This window comes from Njordella calcicola (genome assembly GCF_056494125.1).
In genome coordinates, this window is record NZ_CM151396.1 from 5,892,981 (window position 1) to 5,906,677 (window position 13,697).

Below are 13,697 nucleotides of genomic sequence, written 5' to 3' on the forward strand. Positions count from 1 at the left end.
ATCGCGGAAGCGGTCGTTGTCGTTTGGATAAAACTGCGTCGATCCATAGCATGTCCTGTTGGTGTGTTAAGTGAATTTAAGCGACTTCAAAACCACTGCGTTGCTCACGAGTGAGCCACCGATTGGCCTCAGTGTCAGTAGGGAATTGTTCTAAACTCGCATCCCATTGCAGTGCTCTGCCAAGTCGCATCGAAATGTTGGTCAGATGGCAAGTGGAAACGCTGCGATGCTGTGACTCGATATCCGAAATTGGCAACTTGCGGCTTTGAACACAATCAAAAAAGTTGCCCATATGATTCACGATTGCATCTAATTTCCCCATGCGAGCAGGACGGTCGAGATTGTCGTTGTCGTACAGACTCCACTGCTCTCGATCCAGCGGATTACCGGCAAGCGATTCGACTGGCGCTCCGGTCAATCGGCCCCGATTGACAAAGATCCGGCCTTGATCGCCGGTAAATAAAATTCCGTTGTCGCCGTGGTCTTTGATAGTCATCACGACATCATTGGCGTACGTTACCGTGGCCTCAAAATCGGTCGCAACATTATAGGCATTGGGCACGCTAGGCAGCTTGCAGCGGCTTTCAAATTTGACCGGCATCGCGTGGATAGCCCACTGTGCAATATCGATATGGTGAGCTCCCCAATCCGTCATCTGGCCACCCGAGTATTCATACCACCAGCGAAAAGTATAATGCGAGCGTTGCTCGATGTACGGTGTGTCTGGCGTTTGGCCTTGCCATAAATCCCAGTTCAAATGAGCAGGAACCGGTGTCGGCGTAAAGGAATCGCTGGTTTCATTTTTGCCCAAAACGACTTCGACGGATTGCAACTTTCCTATCCGACCAGAACGTACCATTTCAACCGCTAGGCGAAAGCGATGGTCGCTGCGCTGCCACGAGCCAACTTGGACGACTTGGTTACTCTGTTGAACGACTTTGCGAATAATTTTGCCTTCATCGACTGTCAGCGTCAGAGGTTTCTCACAATAGACGTCTTTCTTTGCTCGACAAGCGTCGATCACCATCTTGCTGTGCCAATGATCAGGAGTCCCGATCGTAACGACGTCAACGTCCGACCGCTTCAGCAAATCGCGATAATCTTCGCAGCTAAAGGGCGTGCTGCCAAAAGCCGCTCTGGCTTGGTCGCGAACGTTCTTGTCAACATCGCAAACTGCCACGATATCACCATGCTCTCTCGCTTTGTCGGCAACCACGCTGCCTTGATATCGCAAGCCGATGGCACCGATACCTGGTCTTGAGAGAGCCGACTGGAATGCAGCGACTGGTGTCGTCGCCATATGGTAGCCGACGGTTGCGAGGGTAGCTAAAGAAGAACTTGTTCGCAGAAACGTACGTCGATTGGGAGGCTGTTTTTGTGCAGTCATAATTGATGTGGGATGGTAAGGGGTGGGGCGGGAGAGAGGATTATGGCTTCGATGGCGTTTTGGAAGGGTTAGGGGTTTTGAAGGTACTCCAGCAGATCGCTCATCGCTTGCGGGTCCAATTCACGGTGCAAGCCTTCTGGCATTAACGACAAGCCAGTGCTCTTGATCGCTTCGATATTGTCTCGAGTCAAACTGACGAAGGCACCATTGGGTTGAGCGATCGTGATGGAGTTCCCAATCTCTTGGGCAATGGCTCCCGTGATCGTTTCATCCTGCGTCGTCAAAATAGTGTAGTTGCGGTACTGAGGGTCTACAGCACGATTGGGATCGAGAATTGCCGTCAGGAGGGCGGGCGCACTGCGATCGGTCAAATTCTTTAAATTGGGCCCCGCCGATCGGCCCGACGGGTCAGGTTCATGGCAATTGGCACACAATTTCTTGAAGTGGATTTCGCCTTGTTCGCGACTGCGGCTTTTGACCAATCGATCGAGGTAATTTTGAATCAGGGCACTGCGGTCAAGGTCCACTTCTGCCGCCAGCAAGCGGCTTGCGCGAACACGCAGCGATTGGTTGCCTGTTTGCAGTAACTGCTGAGTTGCAGCGGCTGAGATTTCGTTGCGATGGATATGGCCCTTTTCCAGTTGGTCCAAAAGCATGCTTACGCGGACGTTGTAGCGTAGCATTTGGTTAACCACGTGCGCTCGAACCGGCTCAGTTAGGCTAGGCCAGATTGCAAGGACCTTCTCGAATGCTTTATTGTCGCAATGACGACTGATCTGCTGCAACGCTTTGCTTTGAATCTCCGGTGCAAATCGCGGCGAGAGAAGCGACAGTAGTTTGGCCAAGTCATTGTCGCTCTTGTTAAAGTCTCGAGCGAGCAGTTCGATGGCTTGCAGTTTCTTATCTATAGGTTCCTCTGCGTTATCCAGTATCGCCAGTGATTGCCGATAGATCGATTCGATGGCGGAGTTCAGGTGGCTGGGCTGAGTCGACGATATGGTATGTAAATCAGCGTCCAAACAAACAGCGGCGAGCATCAGCGACAATGAACTGTTGGGCGGTACCGCTTGCAGTGTATTTGCTAGAGTTTGCGCCGTCTCAGCTCGATTTGAGCTGCCGACTTTCAGTAGGTCGTCAACTAACGCGAGTTTCTCTGATTGAGTCGTCGTGAGAGCTTCACCGTCAACTCGCAAGCATTCGGCCAGTAAGACGCCGACATGATTACTGGAAGAAGTGAGAATCGCTTGCTGGACCCATGGGTCGCTGCCGGATTGGGCGAGCACGGCGACCAGAGCTTTTCCGATTTTGTATTGCAGTTCGTTATCCTCCACAGGCAAGCTACCTAAGGAAAGGGCCGTTTGTAGATTCAACTGCGGCGAGTTTTGGTGCGCAACTGCATCTAAGAATTCGCTCATTGCCAACGGGTCTAATGGCCTGCGTTCTGCGATCTGAAGTGCATTACAAACGACGCCAGGGTGTGGATCTTGAAAGGCCATCTTCCACTCCGGTGCATTGATTTGTTCTAAGTAAGCGAGTGACCACAGGGCTTGCAGTCGAGTCTGCGGTCGATTGTCAGAAGCCAACAGACCTCGCAGCGCAACGCTAGCGTCGCCACGGCCCGGGTGATTCAGCAACGTTTGCTGCGCAAGGTCACGCAGAGCGCCGCTGTCATGCTGCAGAACTCTTGCTAATTCGACGGGGCTGGAATCATGCAGTTGCGGCAGTGCAGCGGGTTTGCGAATCGGTTTATCGCTCGCTTTAGGAACGATACGATAGATGCGTCCTCGATCGGCCCCGGCGCGCAAATCCAATTGAGACTGCCAAGCGGTAGGAATCCATTCAGGATGCTCGATGACTTGGCGATACATATCGACGATCCACAGCATGCCATCGGTTCCCTCGATCGCGCGGACCGGGCGAAACCACAGGTCGGTTGATGCGAGAAATTCGGCTGCGGCATCCTCGGCAAATCGTTCGGCGCGGTACGTCGATCCCGTCGCAACGAGTTTCGCGTTGTGGACTAGATTGTGAACCGGTTCGCAGACAAAAGCCGAACCGTTTCTTTCTGCGCCCAACGTCGAAGATCGAAAGACGATCGCACTGCAAGCCGAAGTGAATCGGTTGCTTGCGAAGAGATCATTGAATCGCTCCGTCGTTTGGCTGCGTGGAAAAACGGGCGGGGCTACCGGTGGATCGAAAAGCTGTTCGGAGTTCCGATCGAACCGGATGGCGTTGACGCGTCGTGCATAGCGTTCTTCGATCGGATAATGGAACATGGGACGACTGTTATCGCTGCCAAACCACTCACCCCAGTCGTTTTGGCTGCGAATGTATTGGCTGCGACCGCTGACAACTTCCAAGCGTCCCTGTTCGGGAAAGATTTTGACGTCACACCCCGATGCGTTGACCTTTTCTTGGCTCGCGTTGACCGTTAGCTCGCCAAGATTGTCGCCGCTGGCAAGGTGCAACGAGTGATCGAAACCGTAAGCAAAACCGTTGATGCGATGTTGAGGGTTCGCTAAATCAAAGCCGCTGAACCAAGGCGTGATGCGATCCGCAAGGCCGTCGGCATCGGTGTCTTCTGCATATAGGATGTCGGGGGCGGCTGAAATGATGGCACCATTTTTCCAAGGATGTACGGCGGTGGGAAACGCGATGCCTTCAGCGAAAAGCGTAGCAGTATCAAATTGGCCATCTTGATTGGTATCGGTAAGGTACTTTATCCTTCCGATTGGCTTACCATCCTCTGTTCCGTTGGGATAATCGCCCATTTCCACAACCCATAGTTTGCCGTCAGCTCCAAACGCGATGTTGATGGGATCGACTACCAACGGTTCAGCGGCCACTAGTTGCACTTCGAAATCCGTGTGCACTTGGATGGTCTTCAGGGCTTCGTCGGGCGATAGGGGGCTCTTTCGCGATTGCTTGTTTAAGACTTCTTGAACGCGACGAATGAGCAGATCTTCGGTTCCGCTGGCCCAAGGTCCGGGCAAGTTGTAGAAGATCGCTGATTCGCGAAACTCATAGCCCGCTTCTTGACGCATGCGTTGACTGCAGACGTACCCCATGACGTCATTGGCATACGCGGTCACCCATAGCTTGGGGTCCTGCAATTCCTTCTTCAGTCGCAGGGCATAATCGACCACGACTTCGCCGCCCAGAAAGATCATACTGAGCTGATCGCCGAAACGCCAAGTCTGGACGGGCACTGGATAAGTCGCTGGCAATCGACCCTCGCGAGCATAGACTTCCAACAGATGCTGAGCGTTTCGTAGGGCAGCGCCGGTCGCGGTTTTAGCACGCTCTTCCAGTTCATTCTTGGAAGGCAGATCGAATGGCAAGCCAGCATAATCGAATTGCGAGTTGATAGGTGCTTCGATTGACTGCATCGGTTCGGAAAGCAAACGTCGCACCTCGCCGACAATCGCTTGGCTATGTTCTTGCACAAACTCAACGCTACCACGCGGCAATGGATTTGCATCTCCTCCACAGCCAATTGTCGAAAGTGCGATTGCGTTTGGGTACTCTGCTTCTATGGCATCTGCAGCCACGCCAGCCCAGTCAGAATGAATGTTGTAGTAATCTCCGCCCAGCGTGGTGCAGTGGCAGGCGTAGTTAAAGAGGATGCCTTTTACGTCATCATTCAAATCTCGAATGGCAAGTAGGGGCAAGCTGTGATCGACTGGTCCATCGCTTTGTACTCCGAAGCCTTTCCAACGACCGTTCTCGATCAGTCGACGATTCGCAGCAAAGCCTACGGAACCTTGAGCCCAGGCGAGTGTCACTGGCTGGAGGGATTCGATCGCTTCTTTTGTGGCGCGGTGGATGGCTGCTTCCAATTGTTGACGATAAGCGAATATCGATTTTTGATCATCGGTGAAGGTCGCTGGATCTTTGGGTAAGTCACGTCCCAGCCCGGGGGCGCAATGGGTGTGGGTATTGCAGAACACGATCTGCTGGCGTTGAAGCTGGAAATCGTTTTTTAAGCGATCGGCGACGGCGGCCGTCATGTCGCCGGGCAGACCGAGCGAATCGATGGAGACGATTACATGAACGGGAGCCGAGGCGTGCTGGAGAGCCGCCGCGCGGACGTGCAATTGGGTTGCGATGCCTTGACTGGGTTGGTTCCTGGCGTCGTAGCCAGCAAGCCACATACGATCGGCGGGTGTCACATCAACTCGGGAAAAACCCGCCTTCCAAGTCACCGCAGGCGGGGTCTGCGCGTGCAAGTGTCCGTTCGTAGCTGGGACAAACCAAAAGCTGATGCAGTTGGCCAATATTAAGCCGACGGCCCAGGCGATGAATCTCATAAAAAACATGCGAACCCTCGCAGCAAAATGCGGTCTAGGGAGACGGGAAGGGAAGCGATCACGCCAGAGGTTAGCGTTTTGGGTGGGCGCAAAGGGCAGAATCGGTCACTTCTTACCCTTAGCGTGAACTTGATTGTACTCCTTTTTTACTCAGATTGCAGCACTTCGCTGTGACATTTGAAGCTTTCATGAAATCCGAAATTCATGGCACTTCGATCGAAAACTGTCCACTCGAGCCCTTGGATGTTTGCTAAAATGAGCGGGGACTCGACCACAGACGGTCGGGATGCGAACTGATTTCGTGATACGCTATGGAGATCGTGCATGGCCGGTGGCTTGCTGCTTGATAGTAGTGTGTTGGTATTAAATCGTTTTTACATGGCAGTCCGCGTTGTTGACGTGCGACGGGCGATGACGTTGTTGTATCGCGGCTGTGCCGAGGTCATCACGATCGATAACGATTTGTACTCAAACTATGATTTTGAATCGTGGTGTGAGATCTCGGAACTGCATGCCTTGGATCGTCAGGAGCATGAGGAGTTTTTGCGAACTCCGACTTCCGAATTATTGCTTCCACGCATCATTCGATTGACGCTGTATGACAAGGTCCCTAAGTCGACGGTGCGTTTCAACCGCAAGAATCTTTTTGCGAGAGATGGCTTTGCTTGCCAATACTGCGGCCAGCGTAAACCGGTCGCCCAGTTAAGCATCGATCACGTTCTGCCGCGCAGCCAAGGCGGCAAGACAACTTGGGAAAATGTTGTATGTTCATGCATGCAATGCAATGGTCGCAAAGGCGGAAGAACGCCGCATCAAGCCAACATGAAGTTGCTCAGCAATCCGGTTCGGCCTCACGCCAACCCGGCCGTGACTGCGACACTCAACGACCCTCGCTATGAGTCATGGAAAACCTTCTTGCCCAAGGTGGCTGCCGTCTAGCCCATCTCACTAGCTGTTGACCTCTGTTTCCAGTCGGGCAAGCCGACTGGGGACAAGTCGGATTCCCCGACCGGTGAGCAAGGGCAGAAGCTAGCCTTATTCCGAGCCTAGCGGTACGGCGGCGACCGATTTGGTTGCTCCGGAGGTCGACTTACTGATCCGCCAGTCGACAATATGCATTTCGACGCGTTTATAGCCGTTGAACTCATTAATGATGGGGCGAAAAGCGATATCGAGCGGCTGATTGGCGTCCTTCATTTGCTGCACCCATTCGGCTTGACCAAACGCTACACCGCGCATCGAAGCGTTGTTCTGTTTGAAGCGCCCGCCAAAATGGCGATCGCCATTGCCCATCGTTTTTGGTTCTTCTGCTAGTTCAACCCCTGTCGCCGCTAGGATCGGACGCGGGTTGCTTGAACCAAATGGGGCCATTTGATCAATCTTTTGAACGGTATCGAGATCGACCGATTGGAATTGGACTTGGGCATCAATTTTGACTTCTGGCTGAATTGATTTGCCTGACGTTTGCGCCGAGACATACTCGCAGAACGCGGCTCGAAACGCGGGCACATTCTGCTCGGTAATTCTCAAACCAGCAGCGGCCGCATGCCCACCACAAGACACCAGCAAATCGCGGCACGACATCAAGCCTTCGTGCAAATTCACAAAGCCCGGTGATCTTGCCGAACCACTCCCCGGCTTTTGTCCCATCGCATCCAGCGCGATGATGACCACCGGTCGATGGTACTTTTCTGACAAACGTCCCGATACGACGCCGATGATTCCGGCATGCCAACCCGGCGCTGCCAGCACGAACGCGGGATCGTTGTCTTCGTCGAAATGATCCTTAATCTGTTTGTTAGCCGCCAGCACCATGCTGCGCTCTAATGTTTCGCGATCGCCGTTCAGCTTTTGCAAGTAGGCTGCAAGCGCTTCGGCACGCGAGGAATTGTCGGTGGTCAAAAGTTCGACCGCCAGTTGAGCTTGCCCCAATCGTCCAGCAGCATTGAGTCGCGGAGCTAGGGTGAAGGCGATGTCTTCGGTCGCCAGCGAGCTTTTCCGCATCAAGTTCGTCGCATCCAACAGCTTTAAGATGCCGACTGTAGGCTTCGAACGCAACGTGTTCAAGCCATGTCGCACAAGAGCCCGATTCTCGTCGATCAACGGTACGACGTCGGCAATCGTACCGATGGCTGCCAGCGACAGCGCCTCTAGCAAAAACTCACGTAGGGCAGGGAGCACGCGGTTGGAGTTGCTGACTTTTTGACAGAGCCCCCAAGCTAATTTGTAGGCCACGCCGGCACCGCACAATCCAGCGAATGGGTAATTATGACCAGGCAAACTCGGGTGGACGATGGCGGCTGCATTAGGAAGCTGGTCCAACATTTGATGATGATCGGTAATGATCAGTTCAATATTCAATGACCGGCACAATTCCGCTTCTGCGATTGAGCAAATGCCGCAATCGACCGTGACGATCATCTCGCGTCCGCGTTTGTGCAACGCTTCAATTGCCTCGCAGCTTAAACCATAACCGTCTTCCAATCGATTTGGCACAAAGTACGTGACGTCGGCCGACAATAGCTTCAAGCAGTTAACCAAGATCGATGTCGAGGTCATGCCATCGGCATCGTAATCGCCATAGATCACGATTTTTTTGTTCGCGCGAATCGCCGCGTAAATACGCTCGACGGCTTCATTCAAGCCCGGCAGCAAGCCCGGTTCTCGCAGGTCGGTCAGCTTGGGTTCGAGAAAGGCGCGGATGTTGTCTGGATTGTGAATTCCCCGGGCGGCTAGCAACTGAGCGATAACGGGAGAGACGCCCGTGGATTTGATAATGTCGTGTATGATCGCTGTGTCCGCAGCAATCCAGCGCCAAATTTTCTCCATTGAGCCAGTCCATCGTAAGCGAGTTTCTTCTGTTCTATTCCGGCTCGATTGTACCGCAAGCTCGTCAATTGAACACCTCCAAGCTATACTTCACCGAATGAAACGCCGTGTCGCTCTAGTTATTGAAACATCGAGTAGCTATGGTCGTGGCTTGTTAGCCGGAATCATTCGGTTCATGCGGATGCACGATGAATGGTCGGTTTATTTGGAGCAACGCGATCTGGCGAGAAAACCGCCCGCTTGGCTAGCCAAGTGGAAAGGCGACGGCATTATTTCTCGCGCGACCACGCCACAACTTCTGAAAGCGGTCAGTGCGACGGGCGTGCCGATTGTCGAATTGACCGACCGCAATGACGATAGTGCACTGTACACCGTTCGCTCGGACGACCAAGCAATCGGGCAATTGGCCGCGGAGTATCTGCTCGAACGTGGTTTTCGTCGATTCGGCTTTTGCGGATTCAAGCAGGAAGCATGGTCAAAGCGTCGCGAGCAAGCTTTCATCGCCGGCGTAGCTACGCAGCAATGCTCATGCAACGTGTATAACTCGGTGTGGCAGGGCTCCGGCGCACGGAGCTGGGAAGATGAACAGCGTCGAATCGTCGATTGGTTGAAGTCGATTCCAAGACCGTTTGGCATTTTGGCATGCAATGACCTGCGGGGGCAACAAGTCGTCGACGCCTGCTCCAAAGCGGGGTTTGCTGTACCAGAAGAAGTCGCCGTCTTGGGGGTGGATAACGATGAATTGATTTGCCGCGTTTGCGACCCACCTTTGTCCAGCGTGATCGCCAACCCCGAACAGGTCGGATATTCCGCTGCGGAGAAACTATCTCTGCTCATGAATGGACAGCGGCCCGACCAACAAGTCGCCTTGGTCCGACCGCTAGGCATTGCCGCTCGCCAATCAACCGATGTGATTGCGATCGACGACCAAGATCTCGTCGTAGCCATGCAATACATTCGCCAGCATGCGTGCCGGGGAATCAGCGTTGACGATCTAACCAGAGATCTCGCTATCTCGCGAAGTTCGCTGGAGCGTAAGTTGCGCAAATACCTGGGCCGCACTCCCCAGCAGGCGATTCGCCAAGTCCAAGTCAAGCGAGCGTGCGAACTATTGACGACTACCGACATTCCCGCAGAAAAGATTGCCCATCTCTGCGGATTCTCGCATCCCGAGTATTTATATGTGGTCTTCAAACGCGAATTGGGAATCACACCGGGCGACTATCGCAACAAAATGGCTCCCCGCACGAAATAAATAATTGAGCAAAACTTTTACCGGCTTCCAAGATCGCAAATCCGAGTGCGAATGACCATCTATCGCAACGTTTCCAGAAGGCTTATCAAATCCGCTTTCCCGGCCGTTGCCGACACAAATTATTCGTCAATCGCTCAGCATTCATCTCTTCTAAAGGGGGAAGTAAACTATGCTCAAGAAGCTCTTATTAGGCAGCGCTCTGGTCGGTGGTGGGACCGTCGCGGTCCTCGGCACCTCGGCCTTCAGCTATGTTCGCACCGGCGTCAACACGCTTCGGCAGGAAGTCAAAAACCAAATTCCTGTCGATGTCGAGATTCAACGCTGCCGCGACATGATCACGCAAATTGATCCTGAAATCGCCAACAACCTGCACACGATCGCTCGAGAAGAAGTCGAAATTGAACGGCTGCAACGCGAGGTGGCCGCCAAAAAGGCCAAACTCGATACGGCCAAAAGACAGATCATGAAATTGCGAGATGACCTCGGCGAAAACCGCTCGCAGTACGTGTACGCTAGCCGTAAATTCACTCCGGACCAAGTCCGATCGGATCTATCAACTCGTTTTGAACACTACAAATCGCAAGAGGTTAACGTTGATCAACTGGACAAAATGCTAATCGCTCGCGAGCAGAAGTTGCAAGCGGCTCGCCACAACTTGGATCAAATGCTCGCTGCGAAGCGCAACCTCGAAGTTGAACTCGAGAACTTAGAAGCCCGTCACACCATGGTGCAGGTCGCCGCAAGCAGCACCAAACTGTCGCTGGACGCCAGCCAACTCAGCCGTACGCGGAAGTTGATTGAAGAAATCGAAACGCGTATTGACGTCGCTGAAAAAATGGCCGCTAGCGATGGCATTCCGTTGGGAGCAATCCCAGTGGACGAGCCTGTCAGCGGTGATGTTCTTTTGGACATCTCGGCCTACTTTGACCAGCAGCCAAGCGGCCGAAGTGTGAAAGCGGAAACGGTTCAAGACTCGGAATTGCGAGATCTGTAAAGTTTGCGTCCAACCCACTCAGATGGCAACGATTGACCTCGGAGAGCGCAGCGGTTCGAATATGGTAGCTATGAACCCAAATTTGGTACAAGAAGACATTTGCCTATGGATCGACGGCGTCGGCGGATACGCTTTGTGTGCCGCTGACGTTTTTCGATTCGGGTCCGCGGCTGCCGAGGATGCTGACGCGTCGGTGTTTGCTGATATCCCTGCCAATTCGTTTGTGATTTCGACGATGCAAGAATCTAGTATTCTGGAACCGTTGGCTGCGGGTATTACGATCAATGGTCGAGCGGTGGAACGGGCCAGTATCCTCAAATCGAACGATCGGATTGAAGTATTGGGACAAGTGTCTTTGTTGTATCGACGCCCCAATCCCTTCAGTCGCTCCTCGGTATTGACGCTGCTATCGCGACACCGCTGGAATCATCACGTGGACGCAGTGATCATGATGAGCCATTGCTGTATGATTGGAAATACGACGCATGCTCATATTTTCAATCCGCAATCTGATAAGGAGTGGATGATAACTCGGCAGTCAGATGCTTGGTCGATCTCCAGTCGCCCTCCGCAATGGAACGGGCGGTCATCGCACCGATTGGACAAGCAAGTGTTGACGCCAATGCGACGCTTCAAAGACGATGGAATCCAACTGACTTTGGCGGTCGAGGCGCGTAAGCCTTAAAAAATTGCTACTTTCGCATGCTTCGCTCTAATACAATGGGGCGGGGCTACCTTGTTCGCAGATCGAACCCCAAGCCCGGTGCCAATGAGTTTCACCAGGCGACTAGTACAGCCAAAGGACTCGCTATGATTATCACAAATGACTTGCGCAAAGATCCGTCCAGCAGCAATTCGGGTTTCGCTTGGTCCGCTGGTGATTGTCCTCTCGAAGGCTACACGATTAAACGCGGGCTAGGTATCGGTGGATTTGGCGAAGTGTACTTTGCGACCACAGAGGCTGGCAAGGAAGTTGCCATCAAACGCATTGTACGCAACGCTCAAATCGAAGTCCGCGGAACACGTCACTGCTTGAACTTGCGTCATCCCAACTTGGTGCAGTTGTATGACGTTCGCCAAGTCGACGAAAATCAAGCTTACATCGTGATGGAATACATCGCTGGCAACAACCTGCGTGATGTGATCGATGCCAATGCCAACGGACTGCCCGCCGATCAAGCGATGGAACTCTTTAGCCAAATCGCATCGGGTGTTGCGTACTTGCATTCACAAGGCATTGTTCACCGCGATATGAAGCCTGCCAATATCTTCTTGGAAGATGGCTTCGTTAAAATCGGGGACTACGGCTTATCGAAGTTCATCTCGGCATCGCGTAAAGCGGGACATACCGATAGCGTCGGCACATTCCACTACATGGCGCCCGAAATCTCGCGAGGGAACTATGGCAAGGAAATCGACATCTACGCATTGGGCGTTATCTTGTATGAAATGCTCAGCGGCCGCGTACCCTTTGAAGGACAAAGTGTGCAGGAGATCGTCGTTAAACATATGACGGCCAGCCCTGACATGACTGGTTTTAAGTCACCGTATCGGGAAGTGATCGAACGAGCGATGGCCAAAGACCCTGCTCAGCGTTACAGCGATGTGACCGATATGATCAAGGATCTAGGCATCCAACTGGCCAGTGTACGCCAATTCGCAGCCGCGCCAGTGCAGGCCTCCGATAACGGATCTGCAAAGACACCGCCCAACAAGCCTTTTGTAACACCACCAGCGTATGAACCAGCGCGAGCGTCTTACCCAGTCTTTGACGAACCGATTGCTGCGGCTGTAATCAAGACGTCGACTGACGTATTGAACTGGTGGAAAGGGCTACGTAGTCCATTTGCACAAGTTGCGATGTTACTGGCCGTCGCCTTTTTGATGTTTCGGTCGGCTGGTTTCTTCGCAGGCATTGCATACTGGGTCGCACTGGTCTATCCAGCGTACTACTGCGTTCGATTCTTAATCAACCGCAATCAGACTTCGACTCAGCCCCCCCCGCTGCAACCTGTGGCAGGTCGATATGGCTCACCGCCTGCCCAACCGCCGGGGTTTGTTGCGACTTCAGCCAACAATCAGTCGGCTCATCTTTCAGACCAAATGAGATATGCGGTCGATCCAGCGATGGCGACGGCTTCCTACCCAAAGCCCCCAGCGCAGCCTGTGCGATTGCCTTTCAAGCAATGGCAGGCTGCGCAGAGAATCGCTTTGGCTCAACGATCCACCACCGCGCGACTGCGTGAGTGGACCGGCAGCGCCGTGACGTCGGGCATCGCATGCAGCGTTATGGCGGTCATCGTGAGCATGGTGGTCATCGGAACCAATACGATGCCGATGGCTGTGTTTTTGCCGATTGCGATTTGGCTGACAGCAATCGTCTGGACCACCAGCGTGGTCCTGCTGGGATTAAACAAGGTGTGGGAAGGCCACTCCGAAGATGGTTTGCTGTATCGCGTCCAACAAATGGCCGTGGGCCTAGGCATCGGCCTTTTGGCTTGGAGTCTCGATGGTTACCTTTCGCTGCCCTGGCACGATGCATATCGTTCATTGGTAATGCATGACGCTGGTGCGTCGCCGCAAGCGATTGCCAAATACGTTCAGGAACATTATCGTGCGCCGTCGCAGTTCTATGACGCTGGGCGACCGCTGCTGCCTGCTTACTTGAGCTTCTTTGCGTTACTTTTAGGAGGGATCCGTTGGTGGCGATTGGGCGAACGCGTGCGTAAACACCGACTGAGCTTGGCGTCCGTGGTGTTTGCCGTGATCCTTGGATTCTTCTTTACCCACTTTTTGTACTTCCCGACCCATTTCGCCTTGGCTTTCGCAGGCGGCCTCGCCATTGCAATGCAGTTGTCAGCATATTGGACCAGTTGGAATCGTAATCCGGTCATGCCGCAAAACAACGGCGTATCGAACTAA

At 53.3% G+C, this 13,697-nt stretch carries 8 protein-coding genes; 5 read left to right on the forward strand and 3 right to left on the reverse strand.

What is annotated here, in order from left to right; genetic code table 11:
* Window positions 1-76: 76 nt before the first annotated feature.
* Window positions 77-1,387 (reverse strand): Gfo/Idh/MocA family protein, encoded by a 1,311-nt coding sequence (locus SH302x_RS22685; protein WP_479365062.1) that lies wholly within the window; start codon window positions 1,385-1,387, stop codon window positions 77-79.
* 68 nt (window positions 1,388-1,455) lie between these two features.
* A complete protein-coding gene (locus SH302x_RS22690; RefSeq protein WP_479365063.1) occupies window positions 1,456-5,697 on the reverse strand; it encodes a neutral/alkaline non-lysosomal ceramidase N-terminal domain-containing protein in 4,242 nt (1,413 codons plus the stop codon).
* Between the two features lie 324 nt (window positions 5,698-6,021).
* On the opposite strand from SH302x_RS22690, the gene SH302x_RS22695 reads away from it, so the two are divergent.
* Window positions 6,022-6,636: an HNH endonuclease gene (locus tag SH302x_RS22695; RefSeq protein WP_479365064.1), complete on the forward strand. Its 615-nt coding sequence runs from the start codon at window positions 6,022-6,024 to the stop codon at window positions 6,634-6,636.
* Window positions 6,637-6,732: 96 nt separating this feature from the next.
* On the opposite strand, the gene recJ is transcribed toward SH302x_RS22695, so the two are convergent.
* The gene (gene recJ, locus SH302x_RS22700; protein WP_479365065.1) at window positions 6,733-8,526 is read right to left on the reverse strand and encodes a single-stranded-DNA-specific exonuclease RecJ; all 1,794 of its coding nucleotides are present in this window, start codon (window positions 8,524-8,526) and stop codon (window positions 6,733-6,735) included.
* 97 nt (window positions 8,527-8,623) lie between these two features.
* Between recJ and SH302x_RS22705 the strand changes: the two genes are divergently transcribed.
* The 4 genes from SH302x_RS22705 (at window position 8,624) to SH302x_RS22720 (ending at window position 13,697) form a co-directional block, all read left to right on the forward strand.
* Window positions 8,624-9,781 (forward strand): AraC family transcriptional regulator, encoded by a 1,158-nt coding sequence (locus tag SH302x_RS22705; protein ID WP_479365067.1) that lies wholly within the window; start codon window positions 8,624-8,626, stop codon window positions 9,779-9,781.
* Window positions 9,782-9,950: 169 nt separating this feature from the next.
* Entirely contained in the window at window positions 9,951-10,775 is an 825-nt protein-coding gene (locus SH302x_RS22710) for a hypothetical protein (RefSeq protein ID WP_479365069.1), read from the forward strand.
* A gap of 22 nt (window positions 10,776-10,797) precedes the next feature.
* Complete coding sequence (locus SH302x_RS22715; RefSeq protein ID WP_479365071.1) at window positions 10,798-11,460, forward strand: hypothetical protein; 663 nt, start codon at window positions 10,798-10,800, stop codon at window positions 11,458-11,460.
* 125 nt (window positions 11,461-11,585) lie between these two features.
* Window positions 11,586-13,697, forward strand: coding sequence for a serine/threonine-protein kinase (locus SH302x_RS22720; RefSeq protein WP_479365072.1), 2,112 nt, complete (start codon window positions 11,586-11,588; stop codon window positions 13,695-13,697).